Here is a 15,256-nt window from a genome sequence, read left to right on the forward strand (position 1 = left end):
ATTTAAATCAGCGCCTCACCCGAGATTTCGCACAATGAAGGGGCCGAGAAAATTGGCTAATGATATGGGCATGCGCCGCCAGGCCTGAATCATCAACTTGTATTTCGGATTATTCGGGTTGTTTTGCGGGATCTCCTGGCGTTTGTAGAGGCGATATTCATAGTGCAAGGGTTGCGCCTCGAAGCCCCAGTTTTTCTTGAACGAATAAGGCCCTGTGCCGACCTTGCTACGCCCGTAGTCGAACACCTTGATGCCGCGCTGCGCTGCGTGACACATCAGCGCCCAGTATTTGAAATCATTCGCGGCAAAGTCACGGGCACGCTCGGCGTCCCCTGCGTAATACGGCAAAATCTCATCCCGAAAATAAAAACTCAGCACGCTGCTGAGTGGAGAACCCTCCGGATCAACGACGGTGAGAATTTCGCAGTCTTTGCCAAACTCGCGCAACAATGCTTCGAAATAGCGCTTTGGCATGGCGGGCGTACCATGGCGATGAACGTTATCGGCAAACAATGCAAAAAAGCGGTCTGCCGACGTATCGAATTCAGCACGCAACTTGTTATTGACGCCTTTACGAACCATCGCTCGTTGCTTGCGCGGAATCGCCAGCATGTTGGCTTCTTCGTCAGGAAAAATGTCCTTGCGGAAGGTGACGTATAAGTCTTGCGTCGGCCATTCGGGGTGGCGCGGTTTCATATTGCGATATTCAAGATGGGCAACGCCGAGTTCACGCGCCAGCCGCTCGGCCTCACCCTCAAGAGCAGCAACAGCTTCAGCCGTATCAGCGACAACTCCGCCATACACTGCGAACGGCAGCGCAATCAAGGAATTGCCGAACAACAGGCTTTTGATTTGCGCCAAGGGGAGCACCCCTTCGATAACACCTTGCCGCTCTGCATACAGAAAGAAGGTCTGATGGCCAAACACCTTGCGCAAAATATTTTGCCAGCCCGCACGATGAAAAAATGTCGCCTCGGGTGCTACGGCGACATAATCGTCCCACTGTTTAATTACAGCAGCATCATTCTCCAAATACCTCACCTGCAAATGATTCGAGACTGCTGACACGCTGTCGGACTGCGTCATGGGGAAAGGAATATTTGATCCATGCGGCCCCATTGAAAATCTTTCAAAAGACATTTGAGCCTGTTTTCCATGCGGTGAATATTGACGTAATGGCGGAATCGCGTCTTGGCGCTAATTCCCGGAATGCGCGGTTGCTCTTTGTCCAGCTCCCACGGATGAAAATAAAACACGGCCGCCTGGCGATCGGTTTTATTGACGCGTGCAATTAACCGTCGGGATAACTCGTAGGGCATCAACCTGAAATAACCACCACCACTGGCCGGCCAGTTGCGTTCAAACGCGCGCACTGTGGTGGGGGGCACTTCGATCAGCGAAGGATGTGCCTCATGAGCGAATCGCGGGGCATCCGGCATGCCATAGTGATCGTGCTTGACAGGGTAAACGCTGGAACTGTAGCGATACCCGGCTTTTGCCAGAGAGTCAAAAGCCCAGTCACGGTTGCTTGCGCCAATCGAAAAACTGGGTGCCCGGTAACCGATCACTTGCGTGCCGCCAATATCCTCCAGAATACTTTTGGCGTGAATGATATCAGCCAGAAATTGGCCGGCATCCAGGTCACTTACCCGCTGGTGCCCATAGCCATGGCTTGCTAATTCATGGCCACCGGCCACAATGGTTCGAACCATCTCAGGATACCGCTCGGCAATCCAGCCCAAGGTAAAGAATGTTGCCCGAACGCCTTGCTCATCCAGCATGCCCAGGATGCGATCAATGTTACGGACGACACGGCACTCACATTTATCCCAGTCAGCACGATCAATATGAGCAGCAAACGCTGAGACCTGAAAGTAATCTTCAACGTCAATAGTCAGTGCGTTGGTAATCATTGCTTTACAGCGGCTTTCTCACTGCTCGGCCTGATTTTCTCAATCAGCTTTTGCAACGTACGCAGAATCAACGAATTGCTTTGCTCAAGACGTAACAAACTGCGTTCGACTCTTACCAAACGATCAACTACGCGGCGCTTGCTCATATCGTTGAGCATACGATCTGTTTCCGCCGCAACAGAAGCATCGAGCGTCAACTCGCCAAAATCAATCGCGGAAAAGTCTTCTGCAATAGCGCTGGGGGCACTTAATGCGGGTGTATTTGACGCATCTGTCACCCCGGCAACGCCGGTCATGAAGGCGCTATCGTTAATTTCAGCAGCAACATCGTCAACATCTTCTTTATTGAATATTTTCTTATCTGCAAGGAAGCCCGCCAGTAGCAGTCGATCGCAGATCGCATTGATGCGCCGGGGTATGCCTGCGCTCGCACGGTGAATCGCCGCATAGGCGGCACTTTCAAATTGCGGATCGCCTGTTGATCCGGCACATTTGATGCGATGCTGAATATATTCCTGGGTTTCGCTGGCGCTCAGTGGCCCAATATGACAGGCAGCAATGACTCGCTGGCGCAATTGTTCCATCTGCGGGCTAAGCAGTATCGCCCGAAACTCCGGCTGACCAACGAGAAAACTCTGCAACAAAGCATGCGATTCAAATTGAAAGTTCGAGAGCATGCGAAGCTCTTCCACAGCGCGCTGTGTCAGGTTTTGCGCTTCGTCGACAATCAACAGGCAACGCCTGCCTTGCCGCGCCACATCCACCAGAAAAGCTTCAAGCGACAGCAGAAGATCTGCCTTGGCTTCGCTCTTGCCGCGTACACCAAAGGCAGCGGCAACCATGCGTAGCATATCGTCCGCATCAAGCTGGGTGCTGACCAGTTGTGCGGCAATCATCTTTTCTTTATCCAGCACTTCCAGTAAGCCACGCACGATAGTTGTCTTGCCCGCACCAATTTCGCCGGTGACGACAATAAACCCCTCATTTTGATGGATACCGTACTCCAGATAGGCTCTGGCCCGTCGATGCTGAGTACTATCGAAGTAAAACGAAGGATCTGGATTAAGCTGAAAAGGCCTAACCGTCAGCCCGTAGTAGGCCTCATACATACTTAACTAAAATGTGACAAACAGTGAACCTGTTAATGCCTGCTCATCATAACTGCTAGCAGTCGCACTATCAGTGTTGGAACGCGTTCGACGCAAACCTACAGTCGCTGAGGTTTTCGGCCCGAGTTTTGTGGTCAGCAACAACGATAAGGCAGTTAATCGCGTATCAAGACCAGCTGTCGATCCCTTATTGCGTGAGCGACGACCATTTAGAGTAATCGCCGTATCTGGTGACAGCTTGTGAGCCCAGCTCGTTGTAAAACCCGATTGCTGAATGTTCGGGCTGAGCGAAAAATCGTCGGCAATCACGCCACCCGACCCTAGTGCCTGGTTATCGCTACTGTCCGCTGATAGCGTGAAAATATTGGTAGCGCCGGTCAGAATAAACGATGCTTCCCGGCGGCGGGAAATATACACTCTCGAAGTAACGAGCGTGCCAAATGCTTGCGCATCTGCAGGAATCCCCGCTTGCTGAAGCAATAAATTGGCTTGCTGAGTACGTGCAACAGGATCAGGAATTGTTGACGTCAGCTGCAGGTTAAGCAACTCAAAAGCCGAGTTCAGCGACGTATTTATTAACTGATCAGCGGGCACATTCACGCTTCGGCTTTGCGAAAGCTTCCACGCCGTCAGCGCTGTCCGATGGCTGAAATCTGCGTTGTAACTATCGCCAAAAGAACGTTTTTCTTTGCTGAGAGACACTGTCGTACGCTCTGTCGGCGCCCAATCGCCCCCAAAACCGCGCACTGTTCGCGATTGGGATTGTGTATTGCTGTAATCATCCGACTCTCGACCAAGACTTGCATGCAGACGCACTTGCGGGTCAATCCGATACTCAAGTGTTCCAACAGCGCGTTTGGATTGCGTGTTGCGCGCGGTACTACGCTCCATTCGCTGCTGTTGCAGGTCAACTGACCACCCTAAACTGGCAAGAGAGGTGTCTCCTGCCAAGCGCCCACTCCAGGCGCGAGACGTGGTTCCCGAGCCTGCGGCAAGCTCGCCTGCGCCAGCCTTTGACCGCGCTCCGGTATACCGCAAGGTGTAATCAGCAACACCGCCCAGTCTGCCCTGGATATAAGGAGACCATTGATAGGTGGACGTTTCGGTACGATTGGTATTGACTAGATCATTGCTCACGCCTTGCGTACCAAATACTGATATCGGTTGCTGAGAAATCGAACCCCGGCCATCGATGTATAGCCATTGGTCAACTAACTCCAGCTTACCAGTCGCATTCAGCGATCTTTGTTGATTATTGCGGTTACTGTCTCTAGCGTATGCGTATTCCTGCCAGCGATAATCAAGACTACCAGTCACATGCCCACCCCGGCCCTCTATGACAATACCCGGACTCAGCCGGGTCACCAGATCGCTTTTTTTGGAAGTATTCACCAGTCCGACATTATCGGTGTACGTCACATCCGTCGCTATGGAAGGCACGATACGCCATGCAGGGACTGCAGAAGGCATCACTGCAGATACATCATCTACTGGTGTTGAATCAACTTGTTGGGCAATGGCAATGCCTACAGTACAGATTGAAAAAAGCAAGGTTCGGATAGCTAACTGCAATCTTTTCTCATAAGGCGCAGAGTCTCTGTTGTTAAAGATCAAATTTGCGAGCATTCCAGTTAGCATCATCAAAAAATGACCTTACCCAAGGTTGCCACTACCCCGAGGCTGATCATTTGATTCTGCCCCATAGCCATGACCATAGCCATAGCCGTAGCCGTAATCATAGCCATGACCATCAAAGTGGCCGGTAGTCTGATTTAGCACCACCATTTTCACTGGGCAGACTTCGAGTGCCGCAACAGCATGCTTGACCTCCGCATGGCTTGTGCTATCGGCCCTGACCACAACCACTACCTGCCCCATATGACCAGCCAGCGCCCGTGCTTCGGTTGTTACTAGCAGCGGTGGGGAGTCAAAAATAATGATGCGATCCGGATAGCGTCGCGCCATTTCAGCGAGCAGTTTATTCATCGCAGCACTGGCCAGCAATTCAGTTGCACGTGGGTGGTGAGTCCCTGCTGGCAAGATAGAAAGTTTCTCAATATTTGTTCGCAGCATAACCTGACTAAGATCTAACTGACTATCCAACAGGACATCCAATAGCCCTTTCCCGTGCTCAAAACCTAACATTCTAGGCAGGGATGGTCGCTCAACATCTGCATCGACGAGCAGCACCGTGTGATCTAGTTCCATCGCGATACTCATCGCCAAATTGGCAGCAAGATACGACTTGCCCTCACCTGGCACGGCACTCGTGATCATAATCAGGTTGGCGTCCTTGATACGCGCTGCACTCTTGCCCAGTACATTTTGCAACAGAGGACGTTTAAGCACCCGCAATTCAGCACCAAGCCGAGAGCGCGCTGTATCCGGCGTGATGATCCCGCGACTAGCCAATGCCACCATATCAAACGCTGTACGGCGAGAGGTCACGCCTGCGGGCACATGCAACGCTTGATTGCCGCCTACAACTGGCGATACGCCCCCCGCGACTGAATTATCCGGTGATTGCGGTGAAGCACTCGCCTTTACCTCTGGAACTTTTTCTACCGGATTGCCTGGAACGTCAACGCCAGACTGGCGAAGTTCGGCAAGGCGCTTAGCGGCTTGTTCAATAATGTCCATATTTTTCACGTCGCCTGCGAGATCATTATGAATGATACGAGAATAGCCACCACATATACCGCGGCAAGCGAGCCAATCCCGCCAAGAAGCATCACTCTGTCTTTGCGCTCGCGAAGTTTATCTGTCAGCGTGCCGAAGCGAGATACAGCGCCCAGAAGCGGCAAACCGGTTAATTCGCGCAAGGTCCGTGCATCCGAGAATGTCGGCCGCACTTGATTGGCAACAAAACAAGCGAAAACCCCCGCAGCAAGTGATGCAAGCAAAGCCAAGGGCAACAAAGCCATCCGATTGGGTGCAACAGGCTTGGGCGATACGCGTGGCGGATCAATCAACCGAAATTCAGCAACACTGGAAACCGAGGACATTCCCTCGGATATAGACGCGGATTCGCGACGCTGTACAAGCTCATCGTAATTCTTTTTGATAATGCCATAGTCGCGGTTAAGCTGGGCGTATTCAGCCTCCACTTCGGGTAAACGTTTGACATTGCCGATTGCTCTGGCATAGCGCGCCTCATATTCAGCCACACGGGCACGGAGAGAAGCAATCTGTGATTCGGCAGTAACAAGCGCCGCCTTAAGCTGAGGAGAAACCGAATCACTATTGGTTAAAGATGACACATTGCTAGCCGCCTGCTTTCGACGTGACTCAATTTCGCGCTTCTTCTGCTCTTCTAAATCCTTGATGACACGCCGCGCACCGCGAACATCAGGGTAGTCTTCTGTAAACTTCTGTAGCAGCACATCGAGATTTTGCTTCATGGCATCAATACGGCTATCAATTTCAGGCACAGAAATAATCCCTGAACTGCCTCCTGCACCGTCGACCCCAAGAATTTGCTGGCGCAGTGAAGAGCGGGCGTTTTCGGCCTCGCGCAACTCAAGACGCGCCTGACTGAGCTGATTACTCAAATCATTCAAGCGTCCACCACCGTCTTTTTCGCTATCAAGCTGTGCGTCGATATGCTCGAGCCTAAACTTTTTCAGAAGACTTTCTGCCACTTCAAGCTTTTGCTGATAAACCTTAATTTGATCATCAATAAACTTACGCGCCGAATCAGAATCACTCTGATTCCCACCCAGTCCAGACTCAACAAAAATAGTCGTCAGCGAGCTTACGACCTTACGGGCCGTTTCCGGAACAGCGTCCAGGTACTCAATGAGATAAAGATTGTCGCGCCCGACACTTTTGATCTTCAGCGTGTCGATGACGTGGTCAATCAGCGATTCCTTGTCTTTTACGGACTTCAGGCCCAGATCAAGATCAGCCATGCGAATCAGCTTTTCTACATTGGGGCGACTGATAAGCGTTCGGCTCAAAATCGCAATTTTCTGCTCCGTGTTTCCCTGCACAACCAAGCCTGATAACAAGGGCTTGAGAACAGAATCGGTGTCAACATATATCCGTGCCGAGGCCTCGTATTTATCTGGGGTAATAAAAATTGCGGTTCCTGCAACCACTCCCACAACCCATGCAACCGCGACGCCCAGCCAACGGTGCAACCACATACCACGCAGCACCAGACGTATATGTCGAACAACCTCATCCATTACCGAAGCCCTTTACGCTCAATTAAAACCAACTGCGCGGAATTATCAAAACATCGCCCGGTTTCATCTCAACGTTAGCAGATACATCCCCCCGCTTGATAAGATCTTTGATGCGAACACTATATTGCTTATTACCTTCAGCCGAGCGCAGAATCGTTGCGCCATTGCCATCGGCAAAATCCGTTACACCGCCCACGGCAATCATGACATCAAGCAACGTCATTTTTTGCTTGTAAGAGAGCACTTGTGGCTTGGTGGCTTCGCCAACGACCCGAATCTGCTCACTGTAAGGGCCCACAAACTGGGTAACAATGACAGTAACCACTGGGTCACGAATAAATTTGGCCAGCGCTTTTTCAATATCCCGTGATAAGGTCGTAGGGTCCTTGCCAAGCGCCGGCAAATCTTCAATCAAAGGGGCAGCAAGTTTGCCATCAGGACGAACAGGTACAGACATTGACAACTCAGGATTACGCCAGACCACAATATTGACGATATCACCCGGGCCAATGTGGTAGCTGTAATCGCTCGTGGCAGCAGTTGCAGGCGCGGGCGCAAATTCATTATTGGTCGCACAACCGACCAAAAGCGTAGCAGCTAAAGCAATAAAGAAATAGCGAGCCACCCCTCCCATCGAACGGCGAAAACTCATATCAATTCTCAGCATCATTTACCCCTTAAAAATCAAGCTTGCTAAACCCTGCACCCTAAACCCTGTGTGGCACGGGGTGTACACATTCCAAAACCCATCAGCATCACAACAACAGGCAAGTATCATTAATAAAAAAACACGAAGTACGCCGACTTTCTAAACGCAAACATACACTTAAAAAAGCCCAAACCACGAAAATGCCAAGCGTCTTAGGCTGGGAGCATAACATGAACCAACCTTTTAACAAGCGGATTAAACAGGCCAACACCCTTAAAGGAACTGGCTTGAGAATTTTTGAAACTTCTCTGATGGGGCTAATGCGTCCGCCACTCGCGGGCCAAGTCGTGCAACAAGACCTGGCGGCCATACACCGTAGTTCGGCAAATGCGATGACACGCGCTGCCCGCGATCGTGTCAGGCCACGTCACCGGTCCAATGTTGAATTAAGAAAATTTGCACCACTATTCGATGGCGCCATTATCAATGTGAGCGGCTGACGAGACGAAGACAACACTGGTGGGCATTATCGGGATCATTTCCAGCCTGCGTCGCCCTGCGACAGCTCTAACTGGTGCGAAATAATTGACTTCGCCCCGTAGGGACTTGGAGCATGTCACATGCCGTCTCACCAGCACCGACTTTTCAGGCGGTTCGCTTATTACTGATCAAACCTGCGCAACGGCCAGAAATTGAAAAAGCTGGCGAAGGCGACCATGAGAGGAAAAGTAATTGCCAACATGCTCGTTGCCAGCCAAAGTTCCAGCGCATAATCCGGGGCGCCGCCAGGAAGGCCAAAGCGACTAATAGCAATGGCACGATATAACGCGTGCAGAGTCACGGCCAGCAATGCCGCAGCGAATATCAACACCAAGCCGCGCCAGGGCTGGGACAGGCGAACAAACGGCGCACCTTCAAACATCACCAGGATGACGAAGACACCGAAAATCATCGATACGCAGACTCGTACCATGAAGGCCACCACATCCATGCCTTGACTAGTGATGAACACGTACCACAGTGCGGCCACTATCAGCGCGATGAGTACGCTGGCGGCGATCCCGAACAGAGGTTGCCGACCGTAAGCCGGGCTGGCCTGAGCCAGCAGCGGCAAGGGCCAGAAGTCGAGCAGCACCAGACACAGAATCGCGACCACCCCACCGAGGCTGGCAGTCAGCGGCAGCCAGGCAGTGAACATGCCATGCGGGTCGAGCGTGGCCTGATAAAAAGGCGCTTGCTGCGAGAAGCTGAAATCAAACAACAGGTGATACAAGAGCCACGCCAGGCCATACGCTGTCACCAGGAGTGCAAAACCTATTGCCACCGGCTTATCGCCCAGCAAAGCGGTAAAAGGCCAACGCTGAAACGGGATGATCAGCGTTAAAGTCATCGGCACAGCAAAGATCAAAAACATGTTCACAAACGGCGTTGGCGGTTGAATGCTTCCGCCCACGGTGACATATGAAATATAAGCAACCAGTGCACCCACCGTCGCCATCAACAAAGAAAAAGCGAGGCCGCGTGTGAGTTGCGGCATTGCTGCAATCGATGCTGGATGATGGCTCCCCCACGCCAAGCCGATCACCATCTGCATGGGCACCATGGCTACCATGATCAAGCTGACCCAGGTTAACATCGCCTCTGGCGAGAGCGACACTGATATCCACAACGCGGCACTCACAACGAGCACGCTTGCAACAAGCCCCAGCATGGGTTGGCTATCCAGCTTCATGTTTTATCCCCCTGTATTTTATGATTTTTAAAAACAAATACTTGCTTACCAATGACTTTTAACGTTAATGTATTGTCATTATTACCAAGTGTTACAGCGAACACATTGTACACATCGCGCTTTCAATCAACGGTGATGTACTGTACCTTTGCCACGACCTAAGACTGTGAGCGGGAAAGTATCCGCTGTGCCTTGTGCAATAAGGGCCGATCTATCATCACGCCATCCACCGCGACCGCATTGGCACCCGCCGCACCACCTGCGGCAAGCACCTTGCGCGCCCAGAGAATTTCTTCTGGCATCGGCTGCCAAGTGGTGTTAACTGCACCAACCTGCCGCGGATGAATGCATAATTTACCCCCCATGCCTAGCGCCTTGGCATGGCGCGCGTCAGCTACCACGCGCGATTCATCATCCATTGCCAGTGTCACGCCATCAATGGGGGCCAATAAGCCTGCCCAACGCGAAATAACCACCAGCTGCGAACGCGCATAAAGCAGCGCTGTATCGCTACCGTCGCAATTCATATCCAGCTGAAAATCCATCGAACCAAAGGCCAGCCGTTCAACGCCGCTAGCCCGTGCAATTTCCTGCGCATGACACAACCCCGTCGCTGTTTCAATGATAGGAATGACTCGGCATGCAGCCTGTGCGCGGACTTGGGCACGCACTTGGGTAATATTTTCGGCATACTCAGCTTTGGGCAAAAATACGCCACAAATTCCAGCATGCTCCAAAACCGTCAAGTCCTCCAGAAACCAGGGCGTATCCACTGCGTTAATACGTACATAAACCAAAACATCCGGCCGGGCAAACACAGCCTGCATAATCGCTGTGCGGGCGGCGGCCTTTTCTGCATCCGCAACAGCATCTTCCAAATCAATAATGATCGCATCCGCACCTGAATCCAGCGCTTTGATAAAGCGCTCCGGTCGGTTACCGGGAACAAATAGAAACGAGTGCTGCATCGTTACAGCAAGCGGCCAAGCTGCTTTTGTTCAGTTAGCGTCCATGCCAGCTGAATCAACCGCGTGATCTCGTCCGCACTCGCACCACCAGAAAACGCCGCCAGCCGCCGCGCTTTGTCTTCCAGTTCCGGGCGCGACAAGGTATTGCCGGGGTCTCCCTTGGGTTCGTCGACCCGCCCATGCAGTAGGCGCCCGTCCCGCGTTGTTACTGTCACCTTGCCTATCCAGCGCACCGGATAGGCGGTATCCACTTCTTCATCCAGCACCATCACCACACGGCGGCAAAAGTCCGTCGTCATGGCATCAAAGAAGTGCTGATCAAATTCAGTCAGACCCGCGAAACCAAACCGGGCGACCAACGCCAGCACTGTGCCCATGGAAAATTTGGCATGATGCACGGTGCGCGGATCAACCACCGGGCCGAGCACGTCGATGGCAGCTTTATGCACATGGCACACCACCTTGGCAATGTCGTCAGCATGCAGGCCGTTGGTTGTCATCACCCGCAACAGCGCATCGGCCGCCGGATGCGTGTGGCGGCACGAGGCGTGGAACTTGAATGAGGTTTCTGCCAGCGCCCAGCGACTGCCCAGCCGGTCAGTTAGTTTCGCTGGTTGCGGCGCGGGTGAAATTGCGCACATGCCGGTGGCCATGCCTTGATCGCCTTCAAGAATTTTCCGCGCACCGGTAAAACCTTCTTTAGCCAGCCAGGCCGCCGTCAGCCCATTGCCCGCTGCGCGCGCGGTGTGTAGTTGCTTTGAGTCGGCGGCATCGCGCAGGAATTCCCACAAACCCGCAGCCTGCGTGCCCGCCGAACCAAAGGCATGCAGCATCTGTTCTGCATTAAGCCCGAGTAAAGAGCCCGCAGCAGCGGCAGCGGCTAGCGTGCCCGCCGTGCCCGTCGTGTGGAATATGCGGTAATGCGAACGCCCAAGAAATTCGCCAACGCGAATGCCGACTTCGTAACCGACGACGACCGCCAACAGAAAATCCTTGCCTGACTTGCCCAGCGACTGCGCCAGCGCCAGGGCAGGCGGGAATACCACCGTGGCCGGGTGGAACACCGAACCATTGTGCACGTCATCCTGCTCGACATAATGCGAAGCCGCGGCATTCACCATCGCTGCAAAGTAGGCGCTGGTACTGCGCCGCGAAATCAACACTTCGGCATCGGCATTAAATGTCACATCATGTGTCAGCGAGGGGCCCATGGCTTGTGCAAACCGATCAATGGCTTCTACCGGACGCGCACCCTTGCCAGCCAGCGCAGAGGCCAGCCAGTCGAGAAACAAATCTTCGGCGCGGCGCAATACGGGGATGGGAATATGCTCGAAACGCAGCGCGGCGGCAAAGCGGGCGAGTGCCGCGCTGGCTCCTTGTTCAGTTTGCACGCTCATTCAAATGGCTCCCTCACGCTCAAGTTGCCGGATCTCGTTTTCATCCAAGCCCAGCTCGACCAAAATCGCCTGCGTATGTTCGCCCAGCGCAGGCACGGCATCCATGCGTGGCTCGTCGCTTGCCGACATGCCGGGTGGCAGCAGCGCAGGCAATGCGCCCACCGGGGAATCGATGGTGCGCCAGCGGTCGCGCGCCGCAAGTTGCGGATGCCGCCACACTGCTGCCATGTCATTGACGCGCGCATTGGCAATGCCAGCCGCATCGAGCCGCTCAACCAGTGTTGCCACATCGAGTTGAGAAAAAACGGATTCAATAATTGCTGCCAAATCTTCACGATGTGTCTGACGCTGCGCATTGCCAGCGAATCGTTCGTCTTGAGCCAGTTCAGGGCGTAGCAAAACGCGCGCGCAGAACACCACCCACTCACGCTCGTTTTGCAGACCCAGCATTACCGTACTCGCCGTGTCGCCAGCGCCGACTTTAAACGGACCATACGGATAAATCGTCGCATGCGCAGCACCTGTGCGCCCCGGCGGCGGCTGATCGTCGATGCTGTAGTACAGCGGATAACTCATCCACTCGGCCATGGCCTCTAACATGGAAATTTCGATGCGGCGGCCGCGGCCCGTTTTACCGCGCTCCAGCAACGCGGCGAGAATGTTTGAATAGGCATACATGCCGGCGGCGATGTCGGCAGCCGAATTACCCGCCTTGCAGGGCGACCCGGGCGTGCCGGTAATCGAGAGGAAGCCGGATTCGCTTTGGATCAGCAAATCGTAGGCCTTCTTTTCCGTGTAGGGGCCGTTGTCGCCGTAACCGGAAATATCGCAAAGGATAAGTTGCGGATAAACTTTCTCCAGCACGTCGAAAGAAAGCCCGAGACGCGCGGCGGCTCCCGGCGCGAGATTCTGCACCAGCACGTCAGCTTTCGCCAGCAGGCGCTCCAGCACGCCGCGCGCCAGCGGGTGCTTGACGTCCAGCGTCAGGCTTTCCTTGGAGCGATTGGTCCATACAAAGTGCGACGCCATGCCGCGCGTGCGCGTGTCGTACCCCCGCGCAAAATCGCCGCTGCCCGGACGTTCGATCTTGATCACCCGCGCGCCCAGGTCGGCCAGTTGACGCGTGGCGAACGGCGCCGCAATCGCATGTTCCAGCGTCACGACCGTAATGCCTTCCAGCGGACGCATCAGAACGATCTCGGCAAGCCGAGCACGTGCTCGGCGACATAGGACAAAATCAGGTTGGTCGAAATCGGCGCCACCTGATACAGCCGCGTTTCGCGGAACTTGCGCTCAATATCGTACTCGGCCGCAAAGCCGAAGCCGCCGTGCGTTTGCAGGCACACATTGGCCGCTTCCCACGAGGCCTTGGCCGCCAGATATTTGGCCATATTGGCTTCTGCGCCGCAGGGCTGATGCGCATCAAACAAGGCGCAGGCTTGCCAGCGCATCAGGTTCGCGGCTTCCGTTTCGATATGGCTTTCGGCAATCGGAAACTGCACGGCCTGATTCTTGCCGATCGGGCGGTCAAACACGATGCGATCATTGGCATACTTCGTCGCACGGTCAATGAACCAGTAGGCGTCGCCAATGCATTCGGCGGCAATCAAGGTGCGCTCGGCGTTGAGTCCGTCGAGGATGTACTTGAAGCCTTTGCCTTCTTCGCCAATCAGGTTTTTCGCCGGAATTTCCAGGTTGTCGAAAAAGACTTCATTGGTTTCATGATTGACCATGTTGCGAATCGGCCGCACGCTCATGCCCTTGCCAATCGTTTCTTTGAGATCGACGATGAAAGTCGACATGCCCTCGGATTTGCGTTTCACCTCGGCTACCGGCGTCGTGCGTGCCAGCAGGATCATCAGGTCGGAATGCTGAATGCGCGAGATCCAGACCTTCTGCCCATTGACCACATAACGATCACCGTGCTTCACTGCCGTAGTCTTCAGTTTGGTCGTATCCGTACCCGTCGTCGGCTCGGTCACCGCCATCGATTGCAAGCGCAGTTTGCCGCTGGCGATGCCCGGCAGATATTTGGCTTTCTGTTCGGCTGAACCATGCCGCAGCAAGGTGCTCATGTTGTACATCTGGCCATGGCAGGCGCCGGCATTGCCGCCGCAACGATTAACCTCTTCCATCACGACCGAGGCTTCAGCCAGACCCAGCCCGGCACCACCGTATTCCTGCGGAATCATCACCGCCAGCCAACCCGCCTCGGTCAGCGCATTGACGAATGCTTCCGGATAGCCGCGCGCCTCATCAATACGACGAAAATACTCATCGGGATAATGTGCGCATAAATCACGCAACGCCTCGCGCAGTTCGGGAAATTTTTCAGCAGCAGCATTCATGGAAATCTCTCGGTAACGGTTGCCTGCATGGTTATGCGGCCTTGCTGATCTTCAATCCAGAGGCTGAATTTGCCTTCACCCGTCGGCGCACCGCAAACACGAAACGAGCCAGTACAAAACAAAGGGCTCACCGCGCGGAATTCAAACCGTGCAGGCACACATTGGGGTTGCTCGCGGCGCAATAAATCCAGTAAAAGCGTGGCCTGTAACGGGCCATGCACCACCAGACCAGGATAGCCCTCAACCTCGGTGGTGTAAGGGTAATCGTAATGAATGCGGTGGCCGATAAAAGTGAGCGCAGAGTAACGGAACAACAACACCGGATCAGGCACGATAGTGCGCGACCATGCTGGCTCCCGAGCGGCGATTGAAAAAGTCGGCGCTGGTGATACGGCAGTAGCGGCGGATTGCGCATGATTGGTATCAGGATCATCCCGATACACAATGTCTTGTTCTTCAATCACGCAAACGCCCGCCGCATCGCTGATGTCGTGCCGCAAGCGCAGAAAAATCATATCGCCGCTGCGCCCCTGTTTCTGGCTCACGCTCAGGATGGTTGAGCGCCGTTCAACTGGTTGGCCTACACGCAATGGCCGTAAAAATTCCACGCGCGCACCGGCAAACATTCTTCGTGGCAGTGGCACAGGAGGAAGAAATCCTCCCCGAGGTGGATGGCCATCCCCCCCTAGTTCAGATTGACGGCTCGCCGTCAAAAAATACAAGCCATGCCAAAACGGTGGAACAACATCCCCTTCGTTTGGCACAGGGTCCTGACGGTCAAGGGTGGCGCTAAACAACACCAGCGGTTTGGCGTGCAGTACATCCTGCACCACCTCGCTGCGGCCTGTCCATTGCGCGAGATATTCCATATCGACTGTCATACGCGACTCATTTTGATATAACCAATTGACCTGACCAATCAATGGCCGCAACGGAGTGTCACGGGGTAT

The 15,256-nt window shown here is 53.9% G+C and carries 14 protein-coding genes; 1 reads left to right on the forward strand and 13 read right to left on the reverse strand.

Going from position 1 to position 15,256, the window contains the following annotated elements:
• Positions 1-15: 15 nt before the first annotated feature.
• From PG1C_RS11345 to PG1C_RS11375, 7 genes are read right to left on the reverse strand one after another with little or no spacing between them, the layout of a single operon-like run.
• Positions 16-1,140: a FemAB family XrtA/PEP-CTERM system-associated protein gene (locus PG1C_RS11345; RefSeq protein ID WP_237218167.1), complete on the reverse strand. Its 1,125-nt coding sequence runs from the start codon at positions 1,138-1,140 to the stop codon at positions 16-18.
• Entirely contained in the window at positions 1,083-1,913 is an 831-nt protein-coding gene (locus PG1C_RS11350; protein WP_202634875.1) for an XrtA system polysaccharide deacetylase, read from the reverse strand. The genes PG1C_RS11345 and PG1C_RS11350 overlap by 58 nt, the downstream gene beginning before the upstream one ends.
• On the reverse strand, positions 1,910-3,022 hold the full coding sequence (locus PG1C_RS11355) for an XrtA/PEP-CTERM system-associated ATPase (RefSeq protein WP_202634876.1): 1,113 nt from the start codon (positions 3,020-3,022) through the stop codon (positions 1,910-1,912). The genes PG1C_RS11350 and PG1C_RS11355 overlap by 4 nt, the downstream gene beginning before the upstream one ends.
• 6 nt (positions 3,023-3,028) lie before the next feature.
• Positions 3,029-4,663, reverse strand: coding sequence for a TIGR03016 family PEP-CTERM system-associated outer membrane protein (locus tag PG1C_RS11360; RefSeq protein WP_202634877.1), 1,635 nt, complete (start codon positions 4,661-4,663; stop codon positions 3,029-3,031).
• A 12-nt stretch (positions 4,664-4,675) separates the two neighbouring features.
• Positions 4,676-5,662 carry an XrtA-associated tyrosine autokinase gene (locus PG1C_RS11365; protein WP_202634878.1) on the reverse strand — a complete coding sequence of 329 codons (987 nt, stop codon included), beginning with the start codon at positions 5,660-5,662 and terminating at the stop codon, positions 4,676-4,678.
• Between the two features lie 5 nt (positions 5,663-5,667).
• Positions 5,668-7,212 (reverse strand): XrtA system polysaccharide chain length determinant, encoded by a 1,545-nt coding sequence (locus PG1C_RS11370; RefSeq protein WP_202634879.1) that lies wholly within the window; start codon positions 7,210-7,212, stop codon positions 5,668-5,670.
• A 22-nt stretch (positions 7,213-7,234) separates the two neighbouring features.
• The gene (locus PG1C_RS11375) at positions 7,235-7,864 is read right to left on the reverse strand and encodes an XrtA/PEP-CTERM system exopolysaccharide export protein (RefSeq protein WP_414629198.1); all 630 of its coding nucleotides are present in this window, start codon (positions 7,862-7,864) and stop codon (positions 7,235-7,237) included.
• A gap of 227 nt (positions 7,865-8,091) precedes the next feature.
• On the opposite strand from PG1C_RS11375, the gene PG1C_RS11380 reads away from it, so the two are divergent.
• Positions 8,092-8,361: a hypothetical protein gene (locus PG1C_RS11380; RefSeq protein ID WP_202634880.1), complete on the forward strand. Its 270-nt coding sequence runs from the start codon at positions 8,092-8,094 to the stop codon at positions 8,359-8,361.
• Between the two features lie 161 nt (positions 8,362-8,522).
• Here the strand turns inward: PG1C_RS11380 and PG1C_RS11385 are convergent, their stop codons facing one another.
• From PG1C_RS11385 to PG1C_RS11410, 6 genes are all read right to left on the reverse strand, one after another.
• Positions 8,523-9,593 (reverse strand): hypothetical protein, encoded by a 1,071-nt coding sequence (locus PG1C_RS11385; RefSeq protein ID WP_202634881.1) that lies wholly within the window; start codon positions 9,591-9,593, stop codon positions 8,523-8,525.
• Positions 9,594-9,751: 158 nt separating this feature from the next.
• Positions 9,752-10,561: an HpcH/HpaI aldolase/citrate lyase family protein gene (locus tag PG1C_RS11390; RefSeq protein ID WP_202634882.1), complete on the reverse strand. Its 810-nt coding sequence runs from the start codon at positions 10,559-10,561 to the stop codon at positions 9,752-9,754.
• Positions 10,562-10,563: 2 nt separating this feature from the next.
• Positions 10,564-11,958, reverse strand: a complete 1,395-nt coding sequence (locus tag PG1C_RS11395; protein WP_202634883.1) for an MmgE/PrpD family protein — start codon at positions 11,956-11,958, stop codon at positions 10,564-10,566.
• Positions 11,959-13,146, reverse strand: coding sequence for a CaiB/BaiF CoA transferase family protein (locus PG1C_RS11400; protein WP_202634884.1), 1,188 nt, complete (start codon positions 13,144-13,146; stop codon positions 11,959-11,961). It lies immediately after the preceding gene.
• The gene (locus PG1C_RS11405) at positions 13,146-14,306 is read right to left on the reverse strand and encodes an acyl-CoA dehydrogenase family protein (protein ID WP_202634885.1); all 1,161 of its coding nucleotides are present in this window, start codon (positions 14,304-14,306) and stop codon (positions 13,146-13,148) included. Before PG1C_RS11405 ends, PG1C_RS11400 begins: the two co-directional genes overlap by 1 nt.
• Positions 14,303-15,187, reverse strand: a complete 885-nt coding sequence (locus PG1C_RS11410; protein ID WP_237218168.1) for an HTD2 family dehydratase — start codon at positions 15,185-15,187, stop codon at positions 14,303-14,305. The genes PG1C_RS11405 and PG1C_RS11410 overlap by 4 nt, the downstream gene beginning before the upstream one ends.
• Between the last annotated feature and the right edge of the window lie 69 nt (positions 15,188-15,256).

The sequence above is a fragment of the Rugosibacter aromaticivorans genome (genome assembly GCF_000934545.1).
Taxonomy (GTDB): Bacteria; Pseudomonadota; Gammaproteobacteria; order Burkholderiales; family Rhodocyclaceae; genus Rugosibacter; species Rugosibacter aromaticivorans.

What these genes read in the sequence shown, in the direction of transcription:
- PG1C_RS11345 (WP_237218167.1), bottom strand. Translation starts at nt 1,140, where the DNA reads ATGTCTTTTGAAAGATTTTCAATGGGGCCGCATGGATCAAATATTCCT.
- PG1C_RS11350 (WP_202634875.1), bottom strand. Translation starts at nt 1,913, where the DNA reads ATGATTACCAACGCACTGACTATTGACGTTGAAGATTACTTTCAGGTC.
- PG1C_RS11355 (WP_202634876.1), bottom strand. Translation starts at nt 3,022, where the DNA reads ATGTATGAGGCCTACTACGGGCTGACGGTTAGGCCTTTTCAGCTTAAT.
- PG1C_RS11360 (WP_202634877.1), bottom strand. Translation starts at nt 4,663, where the DNA reads ATGATGCTAACTGGAATGCTCGCAAATTTGATCTTTAACAACAGAGAC.
- PG1C_RS11365 (WP_202634878.1), bottom strand. Translation starts at nt 5,662, where the DNA reads ATGGACATTATTGAACAAGCCGCTAAGCGCCTTGCCGAACTTCGCCAG.
- PG1C_RS11370 (WP_202634879.1), bottom strand. Translation starts at nt 7,212, where the DNA reads ATGGATGAGGTTGTTCGACATATACGTCTGGTGCTGCGTGGTATGTGG.
- PG1C_RS11375 (WP_414629198.1), bottom strand. Translation starts at nt 7,864, where the DNA reads ATGAGTTTTCGCCGTTCGATGGGAGGGGTGGCTCGCTATTTCTTTATT.
- PG1C_RS11380 (WP_202634880.1), top strand. Translation starts at nt 8,092, where the DNA reads ATGAACCAACCTTTTAACAAGCGGATTAAACAGGCCAACACCCTTAAA.
- PG1C_RS11385 (WP_202634881.1), bottom strand. Translation starts at nt 9,593, where the DNA reads ATGAAGCTGGATAGCCAACCCATGCTGGGGCTTGTTGCAAGCGTGCTC.
- PG1C_RS11390 (WP_202634882.1), bottom strand. Translation starts at nt 10,561, where the DNA reads ATGCAGCACTCGTTTCTATTTGTTCCCGGTAACCGACCGGAGCGCTTT.
- PG1C_RS11395 (WP_202634883.1), bottom strand. Translation starts at nt 11,958, where the DNA reads ATGAGCGTGCAAACTGAACAAGGAGCCAGCGCGGCACTCGCCCGCTTT.
- PG1C_RS11400 (WP_202634884.1), bottom strand. Translation starts at nt 13,146, where the DNA reads ATGCGTCCGCTGGAAGGCATTACGGTCGTGACGCTGGAACATGCGATT.
- PG1C_RS11405 (WP_202634885.1), bottom strand. Translation starts at nt 14,306, where the DNA reads ATGAATGCTGCTGCTGAAAAATTTCCCGAACTGCGCGAGGCGTTGCGT.
- PG1C_RS11410 (WP_237218168.1), bottom strand. Translation starts at nt 15,187, where the DNA reads ATGACAGTCGATATGGAATATCTCGCGCAATGGACAGGCCGCAGCGAG.